22 protein-coding genes, 1 pseudogene and 1 riboswitch are annotated in these 23616 nt (G+C 45.2%); of the genes and pseudogenes, 21 read left to right on the forward strand and 2 right to left on the reverse strand.

From position 1 onward, the window contains the following. Positions 1 to 70 precede the first annotated feature (70 nt). A complete protein-coding gene (locus CZ434_RS17155; RefSeq protein ID WP_077624252.1) occupies positions 71 to 508 on the reverse strand; it encodes an Hsp20/alpha crystallin family protein in 438 nt (145 codons plus the stop codon). 130 nt (positions 509 to 638) lie between these two features. Between CZ434_RS17155 and CZ434_RS17160 the strand changes: the two are divergent. Further along, positions 639 to 998 (forward strand): annotated as a pseudogene (locus CZ434_RS17160) (DUF2179 domain-containing protein); the annotation flags it as partial. A gap of 460 nt (positions 999 to 1458) precedes the next feature. Here CZ434_RS17160 and CZ434_RS17165 read toward each other — a convergent pair. Continuing rightward, positions 1459 to 1896, reverse strand: a complete 438-nt coding sequence (locus CZ434_RS17165) for an Hsp20/alpha crystallin family protein (protein ID WP_077624252.1) — start codon at positions 1894 to 1896, stop codon at positions 1459 to 1461. 130 nt (positions 1897 to 2026) lie between these two features. Between CZ434_RS17165 and CZ434_RS17170 the strand changes: the two genes are divergently transcribed. From CZ434_RS17170 to pcrA, 20 genes are all read left to right on the forward strand, one after another. Continuing rightward, positions 2027 to 2617: a DUF2179 domain-containing protein gene (locus tag CZ434_RS17170; protein ID WP_077624254.1), complete on the forward strand. Its 591-nt coding sequence runs from the start codon at positions 2027 to 2029 to the stop codon at positions 2615 to 2617. Beyond that, positions 2565 to 2813 (forward strand): NETI motif-containing protein, encoded by a 249-nt coding sequence (locus CZ434_RS17175; RefSeq protein WP_077624255.1) that lies wholly within the window; start codon positions 2565 to 2567, stop codon positions 2811 to 2813. Before CZ434_RS17170 ends, CZ434_RS17175 begins: the two co-directional genes overlap by 53 nt. A gap of 97 nt (positions 2814 to 2910) precedes the next feature. Next, a riboswitch (purine riboswitch) is annotated at positions 2911 to 3010 on the forward strand. 129 nt (positions 3011 to 3139) lie between these two features. Continuing rightward, positions 3140 to 3631, forward strand: coding sequence for a 5-(carboxyamino)imidazole ribonucleotide mutase (gene purE / locus CZ434_RS17180; RefSeq protein ID WP_077624256.1), 492 nt, complete (start codon positions 3140 to 3142; stop codon positions 3629 to 3631). Beyond that, positions 3618 to 4757: a 5-(carboxyamino)imidazole ribonucleotide synthase gene (purK, locus tag CZ434_RS17185; protein WP_077624257.1), complete on the forward strand. Its 1140-nt coding sequence runs from the start codon at positions 3618 to 3620 to the stop codon at positions 4755 to 4757. Before purE ends, purK begins: the two co-directional genes overlap by 14 nt. A gap of 38 nt (positions 4758 to 4795) precedes the next feature. Continuing rightward, positions 4796 to 6091, forward strand: a complete 1296-nt coding sequence (gene purB / locus CZ434_RS17190) for an adenylosuccinate lyase (RefSeq protein WP_077624258.1) — start codon at positions 4796 to 4798, stop codon at positions 6089 to 6091. A 22-nt stretch (positions 6092 to 6113) separates the two neighbouring features. Beyond that, entirely contained in the window at positions 6114 to 6827 is a 714-nt protein-coding gene (gene purC, locus CZ434_RS17195) for a phosphoribosylaminoimidazolesuccinocarboxamide synthase (RefSeq protein ID WP_077624259.1), read from the forward strand. Beyond that, positions 6824 to 7075, forward strand: a complete 252-nt coding sequence (gene purS / locus CZ434_RS17200; protein WP_077624260.1) for a phosphoribosylformylglycinamidine synthase subunit PurS — start codon at positions 6824 to 6826, stop codon at positions 7073 to 7075. The genes purC and purS overlap by 4 nt, the downstream gene beginning before the upstream one ends. Continuing rightward, complete coding sequence (gene purQ / locus CZ434_RS17205) at positions 7072 to 7755, forward strand: phosphoribosylformylglycinamidine synthase subunit PurQ (protein ID WP_077624261.1); 684 nt, start codon at positions 7072 to 7074, stop codon at positions 7753 to 7755. Before purS ends, purQ begins: the two co-directional genes overlap by 4 nt. Then, a complete protein-coding gene (gene purL, locus CZ434_RS17210) occupies positions 7739 to 9967 on the forward strand; it encodes a phosphoribosylformylglycinamidine synthase subunit PurL (protein WP_077624262.1) in 2229 nt (742 codons plus the stop codon). Before purQ ends, purL begins: the two co-directional genes overlap by 17 nt. Further along, positions 9943 to 11355, forward strand: coding sequence for an amidophosphoribosyltransferase (gene purF / locus CZ434_RS17215; RefSeq protein ID WP_077624263.1), 1413 nt, complete (start codon positions 9943 to 9945; stop codon positions 11353 to 11355). Before purL ends, purF begins: the two co-directional genes overlap by 25 nt. 57 nt (positions 11356 to 11412) lie before the next feature. Beyond that, on the forward strand, positions 11413 to 12438 hold the full coding sequence (gene purM / locus CZ434_RS17220; protein WP_077624264.1) for a phosphoribosylformylglycinamidine cyclo-ligase: 1026 nt from the start codon (positions 11413 to 11415) through the stop codon (positions 12436 to 12438). Next, a complete protein-coding gene (gene purN, locus CZ434_RS17225) occupies positions 12435 to 13028 on the forward strand; it encodes a phosphoribosylglycinamide formyltransferase (protein WP_077624265.1) in 594 nt (197 codons plus the stop codon). Before purM ends, purN begins: the two co-directional genes overlap by 4 nt. After that, complete coding sequence (gene purH / locus CZ434_RS17230) at positions 13025 to 14557, forward strand: bifunctional phosphoribosylaminoimidazolecarboxamide formyltransferase/IMP cyclohydrolase (RefSeq protein ID WP_077624266.1); 1533 nt, start codon at positions 13025 to 13027, stop codon at positions 14555 to 14557. Before purN ends, purH begins: the two co-directional genes overlap by 4 nt. Positions 14558 to 14649: 92 nt before the next feature. After that, the gene (gene purD / locus CZ434_RS17235; protein WP_077624267.1) at positions 14650 to 15900 is read left to right on the forward strand and encodes a phosphoribosylamine--glycine ligase; all 1251 of its coding nucleotides are present in this window, start codon (positions 14650 to 14652) and stop codon (positions 15898 to 15900) included. A 149-nt stretch (positions 15901 to 16049) separates the two neighbouring features. After that, the gene (locus tag CZ434_RS17240) at positions 16050 to 17792 is read left to right on the forward strand and encodes an adenine deaminase C-terminal domain-containing protein (protein ID WP_077624268.1); all 1743 of its coding nucleotides are present in this window, start codon (positions 16050 to 16052) and stop codon (positions 17790 to 17792) included. Between the two features lie 109 nt (positions 17793 to 17901). Continuing rightward, a complete protein-coding gene (locus tag CZ434_RS17245) occupies positions 17902 to 18987 on the forward strand; it encodes a DUF3048 domain-containing protein (protein WP_077625238.1) in 1086 nt (361 codons plus the stop codon). Between the two features lie 38 nt (positions 18988 to 19025). After that, complete coding sequence (locus CZ434_RS17250) at positions 19026 to 19340, forward strand: YerC/YecD family TrpR-related protein (protein WP_077624269.1); 315 nt, start codon at positions 19026 to 19028, stop codon at positions 19338 to 19340. A gap of 49 nt (positions 19341 to 19389) precedes the next feature. Beyond that, a complete protein-coding gene (locus CZ434_RS17255) occupies positions 19390 to 20376 on the forward strand; it encodes a Gfo/Idh/MocA family protein (protein WP_077624270.1) in 987 nt (328 codons plus the stop codon). Between the two features lie 307 nt (positions 20377 to 20683). After that, positions 20684 to 21367 (forward strand): heptaprenylglyceryl phosphate synthase, encoded by a 684-nt coding sequence (pcrB, locus tag CZ434_RS17260; RefSeq protein WP_077624271.1) that lies wholly within the window; start codon positions 20684 to 20686, stop codon positions 21365 to 21367. 26 nt (positions 21368 to 21393) lie between these two features. After that, positions 21394 to 23607: a DNA helicase PcrA gene (pcrA, locus tag CZ434_RS17265; RefSeq protein WP_425442098.1), complete on the forward strand. Its 2214-nt coding sequence runs from the start codon at positions 21394 to 21396 to the stop codon at positions 23605 to 23607. The last annotated feature ends 9 nt before the right edge of the window (positions 23608 to 23616 follow it).

Here is a 23616-nt window from a genome sequence, read left to right on the forward strand (position 1 = left end):
CCAAATAATAATGTGATAAAGGCAAGGGGAAAGGGGCTTTGATTTTGTTCAAAGCTCCCTTTTTTTATGGTCAATAATTATCTTCCAAATCCTTTATCGCTATCTTGTTCGTTTTGTTTTCACTTGTTATCAGGCGGTGCAGTCTTATGACAAGCAAGCCGCGCTGGTAAGCTGCTTCGATTTTATCATCCCGTACAGCGTATGGAAGGTCTATTTTACGCTCGAATGACCCTTGGAGAATCTCTTCCTGCAGAAGTTGCGTGCCGGGTTCTGATATTTTAATGTCCCCCTTTATCTCCAAGGTTGACTCAAAGACAAACACCTCTATGTTGTTAAGATCACGAAGACCGGGAATGCTGGCGATGCATATGATTTCTTTATCCTTCTTATAGAGATTGACTTGAGGGAGCTGCGGTTTCAAAATCCCTTCAAATTCATTCCAAAAATTGTCTCCGAAAAAACTATCCATGTTTCTTTTCCAATCGCTCATGTTTTTGAACGGATCCATCTGTTTTTTCCCCCTGTAAATAGTTGTTTTTCCCAACCTAAATGGGATATAGTGTATGCAAGAAATTATTTATGGGTGAATGGCCTGCCATCTCCGTAAAAGAATCAGCAATTTTTTAGGAGGCTGAATCGTGCTGGATAATGCAATCATCATGGTGTCGATTATTTTAATCATCAACATTGTTTATGTAACTTTTTCTACGATAAGAATGATACTGACACTCAAAGGAAGGCGTTATATCGCTGCTTTCGTCAGTATGTTCGAAATAACAATTTATGTTCTCGGACTAGGCTTAGTTCTGGACAATTTGGATCAAATCCAAAATATCATCGCCTATGCACTCGGTTTTGGGATTGGGGTCGTGGTCGGTTCGATTATTGAAGAAAAACTGGCGCTTGGTTATATTACTGTCAATGTCATCTCCTCTGACCCGGAGATTGAGTTCACGAAACAATTGCGGGATAAAGGTTACGGGGTAACCAGCTGGTATGNCAAGATAGATTTACTGATCAAGTGAGAAGTGGTCCTTCAATATATCTAACATGGGTTATTTTCAGCCAAAAATCCAGGCTCATGGTTTGGTATGTTCTGCATTTTGGTTAGAAAAATCTCTATAACTCCTCAACTGTTATTTCCTCTTACTATTACAGAATGCCATTAAAAGCTGTGGTAAAATGTGAGACTCCAACGGGAAAGGAACAGTCTGAAGACCCCGCAGTTGGCGCTTTTTGCCAGCGAGGAGGCTGAAGCGTTCCCCGTGGAAAGCGAGTATTTTACCACAGCGTTGGGTTAGCACTAAACTAACATCAGAAGGAGTGAAAACTTCAAAAAATAGAATTGTCACTATGTTACAGTTTGCCTCAACTAAGTATTTAATCAACCAAATAATAATGTGATAAAGGCAAGGGGAAAGGGGCTTTGATTTTGTTCAAAGCTCCCTTTTTTTATGGTCAATAATTATCTTCCAAATCCTTTATCGCTATCTTGTTCGTTTTGTTTTCACTTGTTATCAGGCGGTGCAGTCTTATGACAAGCAAGCCGCGCTGGTAAGCTGCTTCGATTTTATCATCCCGTACAGCGTATGGAAGGTCTATTTTACGCTCGAATGACCCTTGGAGAATCTCTTCCTGCAGAAGTTGCGTGCCGGGTTCTGATATTTTAATGTCCCCCTTTATCTCCAAGGTTGACTCAAAGACAAACACCTCTATGTTGTTAAGATCACGAAGACCGGGAATGCTGGCGATGCATATGATTTCTTTATCCTTCTTATAGAGATTGACTTGAGGGAGCTGCGGTTTCAAAATCCCTTCAAATTCATTCCAAAAATTGTCTCCGAAAAAACTATCCATGTTTCTTTTCCAATCGCTCATGTTTTTGAACGGATCCATCTGTTTTTTCCCCCTGTAAATAGTTGTTTTTCCCAACCTAAATGGGATATAGTGTATGCAAGAAATTATTTATGGGTGAATGGCCTGCCATCTCCGTAAAAGAATCAGCAATTTTTTAGGAGGCTGAATCGTGCTGGATAATGCAATCATCATGGTGTCGATTATTTTAATCATCAACATTGTTTATGTAACTTTTTCTACGATAAGAATGATACTGACACTCAAAGGAAGGCGTTATATCGCTGCTTTCGTCAGTATGTTCGAAATAACAATTTATGTTCTCGGACTAGGCTTAGTTCTGGACAATTTGGATCAAATCCAAAATATCATCGCCTATGCACTCGGTTTTGGGATTGGGGTCGTGGTCGGTTCGATTATTGAAGAAAAACTGGCGCTTGGTTATATTACTGTCAATGTCATCTCCTCTGACCCGGAGATTGAGTTCACGAAACAATTGCGGGATAAAGGTTACGGGGTAACCAGCTGGTATGCCTATGGAATGGACGGAGACAGACTGTCTATGCAGATCCTGACACCTAGGAAGTATGAATTGAACTTGTACGAAACCATTCGTCTCATTGACCCGAAAGCTTTCATTATTGCTTACGAACCTAAACAAATTTATGGCGGATTCTGGGTGAAACAAGTAAGAAGGAGTCGTATAAAAAGTGGCAAAAAACAAGAACAAAAAGAAAAAGAGACAGCCCAGCTCGACCAATAATTCGAGGAAATTCGAAGTAGGGCCGCAAGAAACGATTGACCAATGTCTCGACAGGATCGAGAGGGAGGGGTTCGTCCCTGTGCGGAGAACAGAAGAACCTGTCTTTCAGGAAGTGGAAGAGAACGGTGAAATAACTTATGAACCTGTAGGCCGGAAGATCGTATTTGATGTGAAACCCTCCAAATCCGAACAATAAAAAAAAGCGACTATCTATTGTTCGAATTTTAATTGACCAAATAAGTAAAGCTTGTTATCATAGAATTGCACTAGGGAATCTGACAATTTAAAATGAACGATAAATAAAATAGGAACCTCATATAATTTCGGGAATATGGCCCGATAGTCTCTACCCGCTACCGTAAATGGCGGACTATGAGGGAGGATGAACTATGGCTTCGTGCTGTGGTTTAATGGATGCATGTCATGCGCCCGGTTTATGCCCATTCATCTTCTCTCTTTATGAGGGAATGGATGGGCGTTTTTAGTTTCCACGGATAATCGGGAAGAGGGGGAATGTTTCAGATGGCAATTGTAGGAGTGATTATGGGGAGCGTTTCTGACTGGGAGACGATGAAATACACATGTGAAATGCTTGATCAGTTGGACATCTCTTATGAAAAGGATGTAATTTCGGCCCACCGTACTCCGGATGATATGTTTGAATATGCCGGTCAAGCCCGTGACAGGGGATTGAAAGTGATAATTGCCGGTGCAGGAGGTGCAGCACATCTTCCTGGGATGGTTGCGGCTAAAACAACCTTACCGGTTATCGGTGTTCCAGTACAGTCGAAAGCGCTAGATGGCATGGACTCCTTGCTTTCCATCGTTCAAATGCCTGGCGGTGTTCCGGTGGCAACGGTGGCTATCGGGAAAGCCGGAGCCAAAAACGCAGGTCTTCTCGCCGCCCAAATCATCGGAGCTTTTGATGAAGAAGTGGCAGAAAGATTGGAATCATTTCAGGAACAACAGAGAAGCAATGTGAAAGAAATGAGGGATCAACTTGCAGAGAAATAGCATTTTACCGGGAAGTACGATTGGAATTTTAGGTGGTGGGCAACTCGGGAGAATGATGGCGACAGCTGCCAAGCATATGGGCTATCGCATCGCAGTTTTAGACCCCACACCTGATTGCCCTGCAGCACAGGTGGCTGACCGCCATATTGAAGCGGCATACGACGACATGGAGGCTGTTAAACAATTGGCGACCTGCAGTGATGTTGTTACTTATGAGTTTGAAAACGTGGATTTAGAAGCTGCGAGATACTTGGAAAAACAAGGATTGCTGCCACAAGGGGCTCATTCTCTTGAAGTCACCCAAGACAGGGAGCAGGAGAAACAAGCGATGGCACAAGATGGCCTCCCAGTACCGGAGTTCGCCATCGTGACAACGGAACAAGAACTCCGGGAGGCTGTCTACCGGATCGGCTATCCGTGTGTGGTCAAAACATGCAGGGGCGGCTACGACGGTAAAGGGCAGATGATGGTTCAGGACGGAGCGGACATCGATGAAGCAGTCGTTTTTTTGGAGAAAGCAAATCGCTGTATTGTGGAACAATTTGTTGCTTTTGAAAAAGAAATATCCATTGTATTCACACGATCGGTTTCTGGTGAGATAACCTTTTTCCCGCTCGCGGAAAATGAACATTCCAATCACATTCTACACCGGACCATCGCTCCGGCGCGAGTAAATGAAAAGGTAAAGGAAAAAGCTGTCTCTGCCGCAGAAACAGTTGCAGAGCGCCTGGATCTTGTAGGGACATTTGCCATTGAGATGTTTGTGAAACAGGATGATATTTATCTTAATGAAATGGCACCTAGGCCGCATAATTCCGGACATTACACTATCGAGGCGTGCAATGTTTCTCAATTTGAGCAGCATATTCGAGCAATCTGCGGACTTCCTTTGATTCCGGTTTTATTCCACGGCTCTGCCGAAATGATAAACCTGCTGGGTGAGGATATCGACGGACTGCTGGAAGACGGTTCGGCATTCGCGAATGCACATGTACATATTTACGGTAAAGATGGCGTGAAACCAAACAGGAAAATGGGGCATATTACCATTGTCGGTGAAAAAGCCGAGGACCTGATCCTCTTACGAGAGAAAAGAGCGGCCATGAGCGGCGGTTCAACAAAATAACATAGGAAACAGACAGATGTATTACAGGAGGTAGCACGATGATAAATCGCTATACAAGAGAAGAAATGGGGTCCATTTGGACTGATGAAAATAGATTCAAAGCATGGCTGGAAGTGGAGATTCTTGCATGTGAAGCATGGAGCGAGCTTGGGGTCATCCCGGAAGAAGATGTGAAAAAACTCCGTGCCAATGCTTCGTTCGATGTGAATCGCATTTACGAAATCGAACAGGAAACAAGGCATGATGTCGTGGCATTCACAAGAGCAGTATCAGAAACCTTGGGAGAAGAGCGGAAATGGGTACACTATGGTCTTACTTCCACGGATGTAGTCGACACAGCTCTTTCTTATTTGTTAAAACAGGCCAATGATATTCTTCGCAAGGACATCGAAAGATTTATCGATATTCTGGCCGACAAGGCTAAAGAACATCAACATACCGTGATGATGGGCAGAACCCACGGCGTTCATGCAGAGCCGACCACCTTCGGCTTGAAGATGGCTCTTTGGTATGAAGAAATGAAGCGCAACTTGGAACGTTTCAATGCGGCTGCCAAAACGATCGAAGCAGGAAAGCTGTCCGGGGCAGTCGGGACGTATGCGAATATCGATCCAAAGGTAGAGCAATATGTTTGTGAAAAACTAGGCCTTACGCCTGCATCTGTTTCCACTCAAACCTTGCAGCGTGACCGCCATGCCCATTATGTATCGACATTATCATTGGTCGCTACGTCTATTGAAAAATTTGCGGTGGAAATCAGAAACCTGCAAAAAACAGAGACAAGAGAAGTAGAAGAATTCTTTGCTAAAGGACAAAAAGGATCATCAGCCATGCCGCACAAACGCAATCCAATCGGTTCGGAGAATATGACAGGGATGGCCAGGGTGCTGCGCGGCCACATGGTGACTGCCTATGAAAATGTTGCTTTATGGCATGAACGGGATATTTCGCATTCTTCTGCAGAACGGATAATCCTGCCAGATGCAACGATCGCGTTGAATTATATGTTGAACCGGTTTGCCAATATCGTGAAAAATTTGACGGTGTTCCCGGAAAACATGAAAGCAAATATCGATAAGACCTATGGGGTTATTTTTTCACAAAGAGTCCTGCTTGCATTGATTGATAAAGGCATGAGCAGAGAAGAAGCATATGACATCGTTCAGCCGAATGCGATGAAAGCATGGGAGCAAGGAATTCATTTCAAAGGATTGATCGAAGCCGAGGGACGGATCACTTCCTTATTGACGCAGGAGCAGATCGACGATTGCTTTGATTATACGTACCACTTGAAGAATGTCGATGGAATCTTCGAACGGATTGGTCTTAACTAATTAAATGGATGGGGTGAGGGACGTGAAGGGCGAACTTCTATACGAGGGAAAAGCGAAACAGGTTTTTCAGGCGGAAAACAATGAGGACTTGCTGGTTCTCTCCTATAAAAATGATGCAACTGCTTTTAACGGCAAGAAGAAAGCCAGCTTTGAAGGCAAAGGGAAATACAACAACTTAATTTCCGGGAAAGTGTTCGAATTTCTGCGGGACAGAGGAATACGAAGCCATTATGAAAAAGGTTTGAATGATACGGAACAGCTGGTACGTAAAACAAGCATCATTCCGGCAGAAGTGGTGGTAAGGAATATAGCTGCAGGAAGTATTACCAGACGCCTTGGTATCAAAGAAAAGACGACCTTCACTCCTCCGCTTGTGGAGCTTTTTTACAAAAAAGACGAACTTGATGATCCGCTGATCAACGATGAGCATGCCCTTTTGTTGACCGATTTGAATCCGGAGGAATTGCAGCAGATCAAATCAATGGCGCTTCAAATAAACAAGGAGTTGCAGACCTTCTTCGAAAAAATCAACTTGGCGATTGCCGATTTTAAATTGGAATTTGGCAGGGATGCAAACGGAGATATCATCCTGTCTGATGAGATTTCACCTGACACTTGCCGGCTATGGGATTTGAAAACTGGTGAAAAAATGGATAAAGATGTATTTCGGGAAGACTTAGGAGATTTAATCACAGTGTACGATAATATTCTTCAACGCTTGGGGGCGGCAATATGAAAAAAGTGAAAATTTACATTACCTTGAAACAAGGAGTACTGGATCCACAAGGAAAAGCCGTACAGGAGTCACTGAATAAGTTGGGATATCCGGATGTCAAGGAAGCCAGAGTAGGCAAGTATATGGAACTGCAGCTGGACGAAAACGCCGATGTCGAAAAACAAGTAGAAGAAATGTGTGCCAAGTTGTTGGCTAATCCGGTTGTCGAGGAATACAAGTACACGATCGAGGAGGGTATCGCCCTGTGAAGTTCGCTGTGATTGTTTTTCCCGGTTCGAATTGCGACAGAGACATGTATTATGCTGTGACAGAATCTCTTCAGGAAGAAGCGGAACTAGTCTGGTATGAGGATGCAAATCTGGAAGACTATGATGCTATTTTACTTCCAGGTGGTTTTTCTTATGGCGATTATTTACGCTCAGGTGCGATTGCCTCCACTTCGCCGATTGTCACAGAAATCAAGCAAAGAGCAGAAGATGGTGTCCCTGTGCTTGGAGTCTGCAACGGTTTTCAAGTGTTGTTGGAAGCAGGCCTGCTCCCCGGAGCCATGTTGAGAAACAAAGAATTGAAGTTTATGTGCCATCAGGAAGAGTTGGTCGTTCGAAACAATCAAACCCAGTTTACGAACGGCTACAGCGATCAGGAGAAAATTGTTCTACCAATCGCACATGGAGAAGGCAATTACTATTGTGACGAAAACGTACTGGCCGAATTAGAAGCAAACAACCAGATTGTATTTACGTATTCCGATAATCCGAATGGTTCTGTAGCGGACATTGCCGGAATTATCAATAAAGAAGGGAATGTCCTCGGCATGATGCCTCACCCTGAGCGTGCGACAGACCAGTTGTTAGGCAGTGCCGATGGCTTGAAGTTGTTCAAATCCGTTTTAAACCACTGGAGGGAAGCATATGTTGCAGGCGCCTGAAATCACCCCGGATCTGATTGAACAAGATAAAATATACAAAGACATGGGGCTGACAGATGAAGAGTACCAGCATATTAAAAAAGTGCTGAAGAGACAGCCGAATTTCACAGAAACAGGAATTTTCTCTGTTATGTGGTCCGAGCACTGCAGTTATAAAACATCCAAGCCCCTCTTGAAAAAGTTCCCGACAAAGGCGCCGCATGTCTTACAAGGACCTGGTGAGGGTGCTGGAATCATCGATATTGGCGAAGGGAAAGCGGCAGTATTCAAAATCGAAAGTCACAACCATCCATCTGCTGTTGAGCCATATCAAGGAGCTGCGACAGGGGTCGGCGGAATTATTCGCGATGTCTTCTCGATGGGCGCCCGCCCTGTTGCACTGCTTAATTCTCTACGGTTCGGCAATTTGACGACAGACCGTGTCAAATATCTTTTCGAAGAAGTTGTCAATGGGATCGCCGGATACGGCAACTGTGTCGGGGTTCCGACCGTTGGCGGGGAAGTGCAATTCGATAATTGTTATGAAGGCAATCCATTGGTGAATGCCATGTGTGTTGGTTTGATCGATCAGAAGGATATTCAAAAAGGGATAGCTGCAGGAATTGGAAATACTGTCCTGTATGCTGGTGCACCGACTGGAAGAGATGGAATCCACGGAGCGACCTTCGCTTCGGAAGATTTGTCGGAAGAATCTGAAAGCAAACGCCCGTCCGTACAGGTCGGCGATCCGTTTATGGAAAAACTGCTCATCGAAGCCTGTCTGGAAGTCATCCACTTTGATTCACTGATCGGGATGCAGGATATGGGAGCGGCCGGCCTGACATCTTCGGCTAGTGAGATGGCGAGTAAGGCGGGTACTGGTATGGAAATGGATTTGGACTTAGTGCCACAGCGTGAACTTGACATGACACCATATGAATTAATGTTGTCCGAATCACAGGAACGGATGTTGCTGGTAGTCGAAAAGGGAAAAGAACAGGAAATCATTGATGTATTTGAAAAATACGGCCTTGAAGCGGTAGCGGTCGGCAAGGTTACAGACGATCATCAGTTCCGTTTGCTGCATAAAGGGGAAATTGTTACAGACATCCCTGTTGACACACTGGCCGAAGATGCCCCTGTTTACCATAAACCATCGCGTGTACCGGAATATTTTCAATCGTTTCAGCAAATGGACGATTATTATCCGGAAGGAATCAAAAACTATGCAGAAACATTAAAGGCGCTGTTGCAGCAGCCGACCATTGCCAGTAAGGAATGGGTGTATGACCAGTATGATTCCATGGTTCAAACCAATACAGTGGTCAACCCTGGTTCAGATGCAGCGGTTGTCCGGGTCCGTGGAACCGACAAGGCACTTGCCATCACGACCGACTGCAATTCCCGGTATATTTACCTGGATCCCGAAACAGGCGGGAAGATAGCTGTGGCAGAGGCTGCCCGCAATATTGTCTGCTCCGGTGCCAGGCCAATGGCTTTAACGGATGGACTAAACTTCGGTAATCCAGACAAACCCGAAAACTTCTGGCAGATGGAAAAAAGTGTTGAAGGCATGAGTGAAGCGAGTCTTGCATTGAACACACCGGTAATCAGCGGGAATGTTTCTCTTTACAATGAATCTAACAATCAAGCAATCTTCCCTACCCCTGTTGTTGGAATGGTAGGATTGGCGGAATCGCTTGCGCATGTCACGTCGTCCTTTTTCCAACATGCCGGGGATACCATTTACCTCATCGGGGAAACAAAAGCGGAATTCGGCGGCAGTGAACTGCAGAATGTGATGGAAAACCGCTATTTCGGAAAAGCTCCCGCCATTGACCTGAAGGTGGAATCGACTCGACAGGAGCAGCTGCTTGAGGCGATTAAGGCAGGAGTTGTGTCATCTGCACATGATGTAGCAGAAGGCGGACTTGCTGTTGCTTTGGCGGAAGGCTGCTTTGCAGGCAATTTGGGAATAGAGATAGTACTGGATGGTGACCCTGTTGCAGAATTATTCAGTGAAACACAGTCCCGGTTTGTCGTGTCTGTACCAAAGGAAAAAAGACAGCAGTTCGAGGCTATGGTCGAAAATGTCCGATCCATCGGAGAAGTAACTGATTCGGGCAGCTATCAAGCGACTATCAACGGAGAAAAAGTAGTGTGTGAATCTGTCGAAAGCTTGAAAGCATTATGGAAAGGGGCTATACCATGCTTGCTGAAATCAAAGGACTAAACGAAGAATGCGGGGTTTTTGCAATCTGGGGACACGAGAAAGCGGCTGAAGTCGCTTATTACGGATTGCACGCCCTTCAACACCGCGGTCAGGAAGGTGCGGGTATCGTTACAAGCGATGGAGAAGCTTTGCATTTGCACAAAGGGAACGGATTGATAAATGAGGTATTTGAGCAAGATGAATTTTCCCGGTTGAAAGGAAACAGTGCGCTCGGTCATGTCCGCTATGCCACACAGGGAGGTGGAGGCTATGAGAACGTACAGCCTCTTGTCTTCCGGTCCCAAAAGGAAAGTATGGCATTGGCCCATAACGGCAACTTGGTAAATGCCTATGCATTAAAAAATCAGCTTGAAGCACAGGGGAGCATCCTCCAGACTACTTCGGACACGGAGGTGCTGGCCCATTTGATTAAACGGAGCGGACACCTTGCCATGGATGAAGCGATTATTCAGGCGTTGAGCATGATTAAAGGGGCTTATGCCTTCTCGATCATGACAGAAAAGCAGCTGTTTGTGGCGCTCGATCCACGGGGGTTGAGGCCGCTTTCCCTTGGAATGCTCGGTGGTTCTTATGTCATATCGTCCGAAACATGCGCTTTCGACGTGATCGGTGCTTCCTATATCAGAGAAATCGAGCCTGGGGAGTTATTGATTATAGATGAAAACGGCCTCCACTCGAGAAAGTTCGCATCACCAATTCAACGTACGCTCTGTTCCATGGAATATGTCTATTTTTCCCGTCCTGACAGCAATCTTGATGGGGTTAATGTCCATGCTTCCAGAAAAACGATGGGGAAAGAGCTTGCGTATGAAGCACCAATCGATGCGGATGTCGTGACAGGCGTTCCGGATTCCAGTATTTCTGCGGCTATCGGCTTTTCTGAAGCGACCGGCATTCCGTATGAACTTGGGTTGATCAAAAACCGTTATGTAGGAAGGACATTCATCCAGCCTTCCCAGGAATTAAGGGAACAAGGGGTGAAGATGAAACTTTCTGCAGTGCGGGGAATCGTCGAAGGGAAGCGAGTCGTTATGGTCGATGATTCTATTGTGCGCGGCACTACTAGTAAGCGGATTGTAAGGCTTTTGAAAGAAGCGGGCGCTACGGAGGTTCATGTCCGGATTGCTTCTCCGCCAATCGAAAACCCTTGCTACTATGGTATAGATACATCCACAAAAGGCGAATTGATTGCATCCAATCATAGCACTGAAGAGATCCGTGAATTGATCGGGGCGGACAGCCTGGCATATCTGACAACAGCAGGATTGGAAAAATCGATCGTCAAAAAGAAAGACATGCTCGAGCATGGCATTTGCAATGCTTGTTTCACAGGGAATTATCCGACGGAAATATACCCGGAAACCGTCCTTCCCTTGGAAAAAGGATAATTGTCCGGGACCCATGCAGAAACAACTAAAAGGCATAAGCAGAGAAGGAGCGGGACAATGAGTGAGATTTACAAACAGGCCGGTGTCGATGTCAATGCCGGTTATCAAGCAGTTGATTTAATGAAAAAGCATATTCAGACGACGAACCGCGAGGAAGTGCTGGGCGGTGTCGGCTCTTTTGCGGGTTTGTTCGAATTGACCTCTTTCTCCTACAAAGAGCCCGTTTTAGTATCCGGCACAGATGGTGTTGGTACGAAGCTTAAGCTTGCCTTTGAAATGGATAAACATGATACAGTAGGTATTGACCTGGTGGCCATGTGTGTGAATGACATCCTGGCCCAAGGTGCCGACCCACTGTTTTTTCTTGACTATATAGCATGTGGCAAAAACGAACCACTTAAGATCGAACAAATCGTCAAGGGAATCTCTGACGGCTGCAGGGAAAGCGGTAGTGCGCTTATCGGCGGCGAGACAGCTGAGATGCCCGGTATGTATCAAGATGGAGAATACGACCTCGCGGGCTTTGTAGTCGGAATCGCAGAAAAGCAGCAGCTTATTACGGGCAATGGTGTAACGGCAGGCGATGCGGTTATCGGGATTGCCTCGAGCGGGGTCCATTCCAATGGATTTTCCTTAGTCCGGAAGATTGTGGCAGAGAAGGAACTCGATCTACATCGGGTCTATCCAGGTTTGGATCGGCCATTGGGCGAAGAATTGTTGGAGCCGACCAGGATATATGCTTCGGCTGTGAAGAAGTTAAAGAAACACATCACAGTGAACGGAATTTCGCATATTACAGGTGGGGGATTTTACGAAAACCTGCCAAGGGCACTCCCAGAGAATCTTGGTGTCAAAATCAAGCAGAATTCGTGGGAAATTCCTCCGATTTTCCGCTTTTTAGAAACGTATGGCGGTATCTCTTTTGAGGACATGCTTGGGGTTTTCAACACGGGTATCGGTCTTGCGGTCATCGTTCCGCAGCAAGAAAAAGACCGGGCATTAGATTTAATGAAAGAAATGAACGAGAATGCATTTCTGATTGGAGAGGTCGTGGAGGAGCGGGGAGTGAAATTCAGCCAATGAAGAAGAAACTCGCCGTCTTTGCTTCGGGTACAGGCAGCAATTTCGAGTTTATAGCCAAAGAAATAACCAAAGGAACAGTAGATGGGGAGATTGAGATCCTCGTTTGTGATAAACCTGGAGCTGAAGTAATAGAAAAAGCGGAGTCCCTCTCCATCCCTGTATGGACCTTTGATGCCAAACTATATCCCTCCAAACAAAGCTATGAAACGGAAATCCTCTTAAAACTAAGAGAGATCGGCGTTGAATGGATTATCCTTGCCGGCTACATGCGTTTGGTCGGACCGACGCTTTTATCAGCGTTTGAAAATCGGATAGTGAACATCCATCCGTCTCTTTTGCCGGCTTTTCCGGGAAAGGATGCCATCGGGCAAGCGCTGGATGCAGGTGTCAAGTTAACCGGTGTGACCATTCATTTTGTAGATGCAGGAATGGATACAGGAAAGATTATCGAACAAGAGGCGGTCCGGATAGAGTCACAGGATGACAGGCTCACGCTTCAGAAGAGAATACAAGCAATAGAGCATGAGCTTTTTCCTAAAACGATTCAAGCACTATTAACATCTATTCCAAGAGAGGAGATCAACTCATGAAAAAACGTGCATTGATCAGTGTATCAGATAAAAGTAACCTGCTCGATTTTGCCGGAGGGCTGGATCGGCTGGGTTATGAAATCATTTCGACCGGCGGGACGCTGAAGAAGCTGCAAGAAGCTGGACTTCCGGCTGTACCGGTTTCAGACATTACCAAATTCGATGAAATTTTGGATGGCAGAGTAAAAACACTTCATCCCAATATCCACAGTGGATTATTGGCTCAAAGAGATAATCCCTCCCATAAACAGCAGTTGGAAGAACGGGATATTGACCCGATCGACATCGTAGTGGTCAATTTATATCCGTTTAAACAAACGATTGAAAAAGAAGGCGTTACAGAAGAAGATGCAATCGAAAATATCGATATCGGCGGTCCGACAATGCTTCGTGCAGCAGCTAAAAATTTCCACGATGTAACGGTAATCGTAGACCCTGCCGATTATCAGCCTGTATTGGAGCAGCTCGAACAACAGTCATTAACAAAGGAATCGCGCAAGATACTAGCAGCCAAAGTGTTCCGCCATACTGCCAATTACGATGCGATGATCGCCGGTTATTTTTCGGAGATTACGGACGAGAAAAACACGGATACACTCACTCTTACATATGAAAAAGTCCAGACACTGAGATATGGCGAAAACCCACACCAGGAAGCTGCTTTCTACAAAGAAGGCAATGTAAAAGGGGCATCAATCGCCAACGCCAATCAGCTCCACGGAAAAGAACTTTCTTATAACAATATCCAAGATGCGAATGCTGCATTGGAAATCGTATTGGAATACCAGGGTCCAGCCGCTGTAGCGGTTAAGCACATGAATCCTTGTGGAGTGGGCATCGGCCAGACAATTTCACAAGCATTTGCAAAGGCCTATGAAGCTGATCCGGTGTCCATTTTCGGTGGTATTGTAGCGTTGAACCAGGAAGTCGATGAAGATACGGCTGATCAATTGAAGGATATCTTTTTGGAAATTGTGATTGCTCCTTCTTTCTCAGCTAAAGCGATGGAAATTCTGACAGTGAAGAAAAACATCCGACTATTGGAAATCCCAATGGAAGCGGGTGCGAACAAACAGCAGAAGGTTGTCAGCGTCGTTGGCGGGTTATTGGTGCAGGACGCCGATAACGGTGCTGTCTCGGCGGAAGATTTAACAGTGCCAACCAAGAGAAAACCATCAGAGGAAGAATTAGAAGAGTTGTTGTTCTCATGGAAAGTCGTTAAACATGTTAAGTCAAATGCCATTGTGGTGGCCAAGCAGGACCAGACACTAGGAGTTGGTGCAGGGCAAATGAATCGCGTCGGAGCTGCCAAAATTGCTTTGGAGCAAGCCGGTGACAAGGCTCAAGGTGCTGTAATGGCTTCCGATGCTTTTTTCCCAATGCCAGATACGGTAGAAGCTGCTGCTGAAGCGGGCATCAAGGCAATCATCCAGCCTGGTGGGTCAAAACGGGATGAAGACTCCATCCTTGCATGTGATAAGCATGGGATTGCGATGGTATTTACCGGGATGAGGCATTTCAAACATTGATTCGGAACCAGGATGGCTGGCGGTCGGGAATTGCCCGATCGCTTATTCGTCCGCGGTTTACATAATGGACTACGAAGAACAGGGGGAATTTGGTGAAAGTTTTAGTTGTCGGCAGTGGTGGAAGAGAACACAGCATTATCGAAAAATTATCTCTAAGTCAGGAAGTGGAGAAAATTTATGCAGCCCCTGGTAACGGTGGGACTCAAGACAAAGCTGTCTGTTTAGATATAGGGGATGATCAGATAGACGAACTGCTTGCGTTTGCTGTAGAACATCAAATTGATTGGACGATAGTGGGACCGGAAGTGCCATTGAATGCGGGAATTGTTGATGCATTTGAGGAAGCCGGCTTGAATATTTTCGGACCAAGAAAAGATGCTGCCTTAATCGAAGGAAGCAAGGATTTTGCCAAATCCTTTATGGAAAAATACCGCATACCTACCGCCGCCTATCAAACTTTTACAGATGCTGAACAGGCAAAGGCTTATATCGAAAATCAAGGAGCTCCGATTGTCATCAAAGCTGACGGTCTGGCGGCAGGAAAGGGAGTTGTGGTGGCCGTTGACAAGCAGGAGGCCTTTGCGGCTGTCGACAGAATGTTATTGGACAATCAATTCGGCAATGCTGGATCAAGAATAGTGGTGGAACAATTCTTAGAAGGAAAAGAATTTTCGCTGATGGCGTTTGTAGACGGAGAAAATGTATACCCGATGGTGCCGGCTCGTGACCACAAACGGGCGTATGATGGCGACGAGGGACCAAATACCGGGGGCATGGGTGCCTATGCCCCGATTCCGGAGTTGAGGGAGCACGTCGTCGAAACAGCTGTACGGAATATTCTTGTGCCGGCAGCAAAAGGCATGGTTCAAGAAGGCAGGCCCTTTTCCGGAATCCTTTACGCTGGATTGATCGAGACAGACCAAGGTCCCCAGGTGATCGAATTCAATGCCAGGTTCGGTGATCCGGAAACTCAAGTAGTCTTGCCTTTACTGCAAAACGACCTTATCCAAGTGATTGTGGATGTGAAAAAGGGAAAAGATCCACAGCTTGCCTGGGAAGAAGCATACTGTATCGGTACAGTTGTAGCTTCGAAGGGTTATCCCGGCAGTTATGAAAAAGGGATACAGCTCCCGGAATTGAAGCAGGAAGGAAAAGAGGAGTGCTTCGTCATCCATGCAGGAACGAAACTTGACGGCGCCCGCCTTCGATCTTCTGGAGGAAGAGTGCTGTTAGTGGGCTCCAAACAAAGGGAACAGCACCTTGCACAGTCCTCAGTGTACAAATATTTGGAAAGATTCGACCGTGATGAGCACTTTTTCTACCGTAAAGATATAGGTTTTTAAAAAATGTTGAAGGAAGGACGAAGAAAACGTTCTTCCTTTTTCACGCATTGTAAATGTTAACTTTCTGTTACAATAAAGCAAATTACTTAGTGAAAACAAGGAGACATGTGGTAGGATATAGTAAACGATTACATTTGAGGAGAATTCACATGAATGAACACCTTTACCGATGGAGAAACAAGGAACTTAGAGAACATGTTTCCGTTATCGATGGTTTGCTTTCTCCAACCATAATAATTAAAAATGTCGTCTATTTAAATGTTTTTTTAAAGCAATGGATCAAAGCAAATATCTGGGTTTATGATGACAGAATTGTCTATGTAGGGGATAAGATGCCTGCAGATATTACCGATATAGAAATAGTGGATGGTGAGGGCAAATACGCCGTTCCGGGTTACATTGAACCCCATGCCCATCCTTTCCAATTATATAACCCAAAAGAACTTGCTGAATACGCGGCGCAAACCGGAACAACCACCTTGATGAATGACAACTTGGTTTGGCTTTATTTGTTAAACAGAAAGAAAGCGTTTACATTGTTGGATGAATTTATGAATTTCCCTGTCTCCATGTATTGGTGGGCAAGATTTGATTCCCAAACATGCCTGCAAAACGAACAAATGCTGTTTAACAATCCGGAAGTGCTGGCATGGCTGGAACATGAAGCGGTGGTACAGGGTGGGGAACTTACATCCTGGCCCCAAGTGTTGAAAGACGATGATCGGATATTGTATTGGATGCAGGAGACCAAACGGCTGGGAAAACCGATCGAAGGACATTTCCCTGGAGCTTCCGAGCATACTTTGGTCAAGATGAAACTTTTAGGAGCCAGCGCTGATCATGAGGCAATGACCGGGCAGGAAGCGGTCGACCGACTGCAAATGGGGTATCAAGTAGGATTGAGGTATTCCTCGATTCGTCCTGATTTGGCTGATTTGTTGAAAGAAATGCGGGAACTCGGAGTGACTAATTTTGAACAAGTAACCATGACTACGGACGGGTCCACTCCTTCTTTCTATGAAGGTGGGATGATGAACCAGTGTCTTCAAATCGCGATCGAGCAGGGGGTTCCCGTGGAAGAAGCCTATATGATGGCGAGTTACAACGCGGCCAAACACTTCAATATGAGAGACCGGCTTGGCAGTATCGCTCCCGGCCAGGTTGCCCACATCAATATACTAACAGCCAAGGACAATCCGAATCCTGAAGCTGTACTGGCCAAAGGTGTCTGGATGAAAAAACATGGAAAACCAATCGACTCCGACCGTTCAATTGCATGGAAAGAACTCGGGGTCCAGCCTTTGTCTCTTGATTGGGATCTGTGTGAAGACGATCTCCAGTTTTCACAGCCGATTGGTATGGAAATGGTCAATGATGTCATCATTAAAGCTTATCCGCTTACCATCGATGCTTCTGTGGAGGAGCTTGGTAAAAATCATTCCGAAGCTTTCCTCATGCTCATGGATAAACATGGCGGCTGGCGGGTCAATACGATTATCAAAGGTTTTACCGATAAACTTGGCGGACTTGTCAGTTCCTATTCAGGTACGGGAGATATTTTAGCCATTGGAAAAAACAAGCAGGATATGATGACAGCTTTCAAAAGGATGAAAGAAATCGGCGGTGGAATCGTGTTGGCCGATCAAGGAGAAATCATCTTTGAACTCCCGCTGGCTTTGGCGGGGATGATGTATGACGGCAAAATGGAGGAGCTTATCGAGTTGGAGCAAACGTTCAAGAGCTTGTTGAAAGACTATGGATATCAATTTACGGATCCAGTATACAACCTTCTGTTTCTATCATCCATACACTTGCCTTTCATCAGGATCACTCCGCAGGGAATTGTGGACGTTAAGAAGAAAGAGGTTCTATTTCCGGCGATCATGCGGTAGAATTATGGAAAGAGAGATGAATAGGGCATTACTAGGAAAACACTACAATTTGTGGTGTTTTCCTATCTTTATCACCTCTTTTCAATGCTTGGCAGAAAGTGTGGGGATTATGAGAAAAAAGTGGCTTGTGTCATTCATCGGAATTTTATTGGCTCTTCTGTTCTTGGCTGCCTGTTCTGATCAGAAAAATGAGGATGATCAAAGACCGGAAAACCAAACAGGTGAAGAGGTTCCACCACAAAATGCAGAAGAAGAAAAAGTTGCAAGTGACGAAAAGGAAAACGAAGTGGAAGGGAAGAATATATATCCGCTCACAGGGCTCCGTACAAATGAGCCTGTCGATGACCGGATAGTGGCCGTTATGGTGAACAACCATGCTAAGGCAAGGCCGCAAACGGGACTCAGCAAAGCGGATATTGTGTTTGAAATTCTGGCAGAAGGCAATATCACCAGGTTCATGGCTCTATTTCAAAGTGAGCAGCCAACTGAAGTCGGACCGGTACGGAGCGCAAGGGAGTATTACTACCAGCTTGCCAAGGGTTACAGTGCGCTGTACGTCTATCATGGAGCTGCGACACATATAGAAGAAGAGCTTCGCAGCGGAGTTGTCGATAATTTAAACGGATCTTATTACGATAATGATAATTATCTATTCAAGAGATCGAGTACAAGAGTGGCTCCACATAATTCCTATTTATTGTTTGACAATATATATGAAGAAGCAGGCAATCAGGGGTACCAGGTGGAGATGGATCATCAACCTTTGCCGTTTTTACAGGAAGAAGAAACAGCTAAAATCGAGGGGAGAGAAACGGCAGAAGTTTCCTTCCATTACGATACAACACCAACGAGATATGTTTACAATGAAGAAGAGGAGAAATATAGCCGTTACAATGCAGAAGATCAATCAGTCGAATTGGATAGTAACGTCCCGATCCAACTGGACAATGTGTTTTTAATCGAAACAGCCCACAAGGTAATCGATGATGCAGGACGCCGTGAAGTAGATTTGAAGTCTGGAGGAAATGCTTACCTACTTCAAAAGGGGAAGCTGCAAGTGGTTGAATGGAGAAATGTCGATGGCCGTATATTGCCTTATAAAGACGGGAGCCAAGTTGGTTTCGTACCCGGAAAGACATGGATCAACGTACTACCGGAAAGTAAAGGGCTGGAAAGTTCCGTCACAATCAAATAAGATTGCTAGTAACAACCTCTAATAAGGAGTGTACATGGATGCAAATAGATAAACTAAGAGGAGAGCAGTTAGATCAATTATTCGAGGCGATCCTTTCATTGAAAGACAAGGAAGAGTGTTACCGGTTTTTTGATGACATTGCGACGATAAGTGAAATTCAGTCACTATCCCAGCGGCTCCTCGTGGCAAAGATGCTGAAAGAAGGTTATACATATGGGGTGATCGTCGAGGAATCGAAAGCCTCTACCACCACCATCTCCCGTGTGAAAAGGTGTCTTAATTACGGAAATGATGCTTATTCCATGGTCCTGGACAGAATTGAAGACAACAAAAAAGAAACAGAAGAAGAGTGAAACAAACTAAACTTTACAAAACCATCGTAGCAGTGAAAGGGGACAAACCATGGTCAAATTCGGAATCATCGGAACAAATTGGATAACGGAACACTTCATCAATGCAGCATCAAAAGTGGACAGCTTCTCCTTAGCCGCTGTTTATTCTCGCACAGAAGAAAAAGCGGACGAGTTTGCCAGGAAATTCGGGGCACCGAATATCTACACAGATATAGAGGAATTCTGCAAGAGCGATCAATTTGATGCAGTATATATAGCAAGCCCTAATTCCATGCATCAGGAGCATGCCACGTTATGTATGCAAAATGGCAAACATGTTTTGGTCGAGAAGTCGATCGCTTCCAATACAAAAGAAGTTCGGGAAATGATCGATACGGCCAAACAATCAGGAGTATTGCTGATGGAGGCGTTGAAGACAACATTCCTTCCAAACTTTCAGGCAGTACAGGAAAACTTGCACAAAATCGGAGAAGTAAGACGGTATTTCGCAAGTTATTGCCAGTATTCCTCCAGATATGATGCTTATAAAGAAGGCACAGTCCTTAATGCATTCAAACCGGAGCTGTCCAACGGATCATTGATGGACATTGGGGTTTACTGCATTTATCCTATGGTGGCTTTGTTCGGAAAACCGAATAGCCTGAAGGCGAACAGCCTAATGCTTGATTCCGGGGTAGACGGGCAGGGAAGTGTCATTTTCGATTATGATTCCCTCAACGGTGCCGTCATGTATTCCAAAATCTCGAATTCCCATATACCGACTGAGATTCAAGGGGAGAAAGGTTGTATTCTTCTTGATAATATCAATACGCCGACACGTGTGGAAATCAAGTATAACGACGGTACGACAGAAGATATTTCCAGACCGCAGGAAGAGCAGGCGATGTATTATGAAGCAAAGGCATTCATCGAACTGATCGAACAGGGAAAAACCGAGTCGGATGTCAATTCGTTTGAGCGTACCTATACTACCGCTGCATTGCTGGAGGAAACGAGAAACCAAATCGGCCTTGCATTTCCTGCTGACGAAAAGTAGCATACAGGGGCAGGAGTAAGAGAGACAAAGAGAGATAATATAAAAGTGCGGGTATTTTGCTGCCCGCACTTTTTTTCCGTTTTCTGCCGAATATGGTAAATTCGGTGATGTTGTAGGCTGCATTGTTCCATTTCTCGTTCGATATTCTGTATTCTTACATAATAAATCTGTAAGTTCACCCTTTTTTCACTCAATAGTAAACGGGATTTTTGCTATAATGAGTAAATGGATAAAAATCGATCCGACCATATTTTCTCTCGCTATAAAGGCTTGGAAGATAGGAAATCCTTTTGGAGGTAGTAAGTGCATGTACGATATGAAGAAATGGAAGCATGTCTTTAAATTAGATCCGGCCAAGGAAATCGGGGACAAGGAATTAGAGCAACTTTGTGATTCCGGCACTGATGCTGTCATTGTCGGCGGAACGGATAATGTAACGCTTGATGATGTGCTCCATTTGCTGGCTAGAATACGACGTTATACCGTTCCATGTGTGCTCGAGGTTTCAAATTTGGAATCCATCACACCTGGTTTCGATTTTTACTATATACCGATGGTCCTCAACAGTAATGAAAAGAAATGGATGATGGACATACAACACCAGGCAGTAAAAGAATTCGGCAATGTAATTGATTGGGAAGAACTGATGGCAGAAGGATATTGCATCCTGAATGAAGAGTCGAAAGCTTTCCAAGCGACAAATAGTTACCTGCCATCGGAAGAAGATGTGATTGCTTTTGCACAGATGGCGGAAAACCTGTTCCACTTGCCGATTTTTTATATGGAATACAGTGGAACATACGGAGATCCCTTGTTAGTGGAGAAAGTAAGTAAAGAGCTGGGCGATACACTCTTGTTTTATGGCGGCGGGATAGCCGGACCGGAACAAGCGCGGGAAATGAAAGAACACGCCGATGTCATCGTAGTCGGCAACAGTATTTATGATGATTTCAAAAAGGCTCTGAAGACAGTGAAAGCAGTAAAAGGATAAAAGGTGGTGTCTATGTGAGTCAAACAATGGGTGACTTGCTGAAAGGATTGAATGAAGAACAACGAAAAGCGGTGAAGCATACGGAAGGGCCGCTATTGATCATGGCAGGAGCAGGCAGTGGAAAGACGCGGGCTCTTACACACAGGATCGCTTATTTGATGGAGGAAAAAGAAGTCTCTCCACGAAGTATCTTAGCAATTACTTTTACCAATAAAGCAGCGAGAGAAATGAAAGAAAGGGTATATCAATTAGTCGGGCATCAGGCCACGGACATTTGGGTGTCGACTTTCCACTCTATGTGTGTGCGGATATTGCGCCGGGACATAGACCGGATTGGCATCAACAGCAATTTTTCCATTCTGGATAGCAGTGATCAATTGTCGGTCATCAAACAAATAATCAAAAACCTCAATATGGACCCGAAAAAATTCGAACCGAGAGCGATGCTGGGTGCCATCAGCTCTGCTAAAAACGAATTAATTACCCCTGAGCAGTATAGTAAGGAAGTCGGCGGTTTTTATGAGAGACAGGTTGCCGAAGTTTATGAGAATTATCAAAAGACATTGCGGAAAAATCAGTCGTTGGATTTCGACGACTTGATCATGCAGACGATCAACCTGTTTTCGCGTGTTCCGGAAGTACTGGAATATTATCAGCGCAGATTCCAGTATATTCATGTTGATGAGTATCAGGATACCAACCATGCGCAGTATTACTTGGTCAAGCAGCTTGCCGACCGCTACCAGAATCTGTGTGTTGTCGGGGATTCTGACCAATCGATCTACCGTTGGAGAGGTGCTGACATCCAGAACATCCTCTCCTTCGAAAAAGATTACCCGAATGCTACGACTGTCATGCTCGAACAGAATTACCGTTCGACAAAGTCGATTCTCGATGCGGCGAATACCGTTATTCAAAACAATACCGGCAGAAAGCCGAAAAATCTGTGGACGGATAATGCGGAAGGAACGAAAATCAACTATTATCAAGCAGCTACCGAACAGGATGAGGGTCTTTATGTAGCTGATAAAGTAGAGGAATTTGTCCGTTCGTCCGAATTCAGCTATAAGGATATCGCCGTCTTATACCGGACCAATGCTCAATCGCGTTCTGTAGAGGAAACGTTTGTGAAGGCGAATATCCCTTATCAAATCATCGGCGGTACAAAGTTCTACGATCGTAAAGAAATCAAGGATATGCTTGCCTACTTGCGGCTGATCGCTAATCCGGATGATGACCTGAGTTTTGCACGCGTGGTGAATGAACCAAAACGCGGTGTAGGAAAAACATCCCTCGATAAATTGCAGGCATACGCTACGGATCATGGTATTTCGTTATATACCGCTGTCCAGGAAGTGGACTTTACGGGTGTGAGTGCCAAAGCGGCCAAATCGTTGGCCGAGTTCGGACAAATGATCAGAAACTGGACAAAGCAGCAAGAGTTCCTGTCGGCGACAGACATGGTTGAAGCCGTCTTGAAAGGGACAGGCTATGAAGAAATGCTGCTGAATGAACGCAGCATAGAAGCGCAGAGCCGCCTTGAGAACTTGGAAGAATTCAAAACGGTTACGACACACTTTGAAGAAAACAGTGAAGACAAAACATTGATTGCGTTTTTGACAGACTTGGCGCTTATTGCCGACATCGACCGTGTCGATGAGGACCCGATGGGCGATGATAAAGTCGTATTGATGACATTGCATGCGGCCAAAGGGCTTGAGTTCCCGGTTGTTTTCCTGGTCGGGATGGAGGAGAACGTCTTTCCTCACAGCCGCTCGATCATGGATGAAGAAGAGATGGAAGAAGAGCGGAGACTTGCTTATGTAGGGATTACGAGAGCGGAAAAAATTCTGCATCTTACCCATGCCAAGATGAGGACGTTGTTTGGAAGGACGAACATGAACCCCGTCAGCCGCTTTATCAATGAAATACCGGAAGAACTCATTGATGGATTGGAAGAAACCAAGCAGTCCCCATTCGGTCTCGGTAGAACCAAACAAAAACCAGATCCGTTTGCGGCTCCGAAGCGCTCTGCAAAGAGAATGAAGCAGCAACAAACAACAGGTGGAGAATCCCTCGGCTGGCAGCCGGGCGACAAGGCCAATCACAAGAAATGGGGACAGGGAACTGTCGTCAAGGTACATGGTGAAGGGGAAGCAATGGAACTGGACATCGCTTTTCCAGCACCGACAGGAATCAAACGGCTCCTGGCGAAATTCGCGCCAATAACTAAAGAATAAATTATTGAG

This window comes from Sediminibacillus massiliensis (assembly GCF_900156915.1).
Taxonomy (GTDB): Bacteria; Bacillota; Bacilli; order Bacillales; family Amphibacillaceae; genus Sediminibacillus_A; species Sediminibacillus_A massiliensis.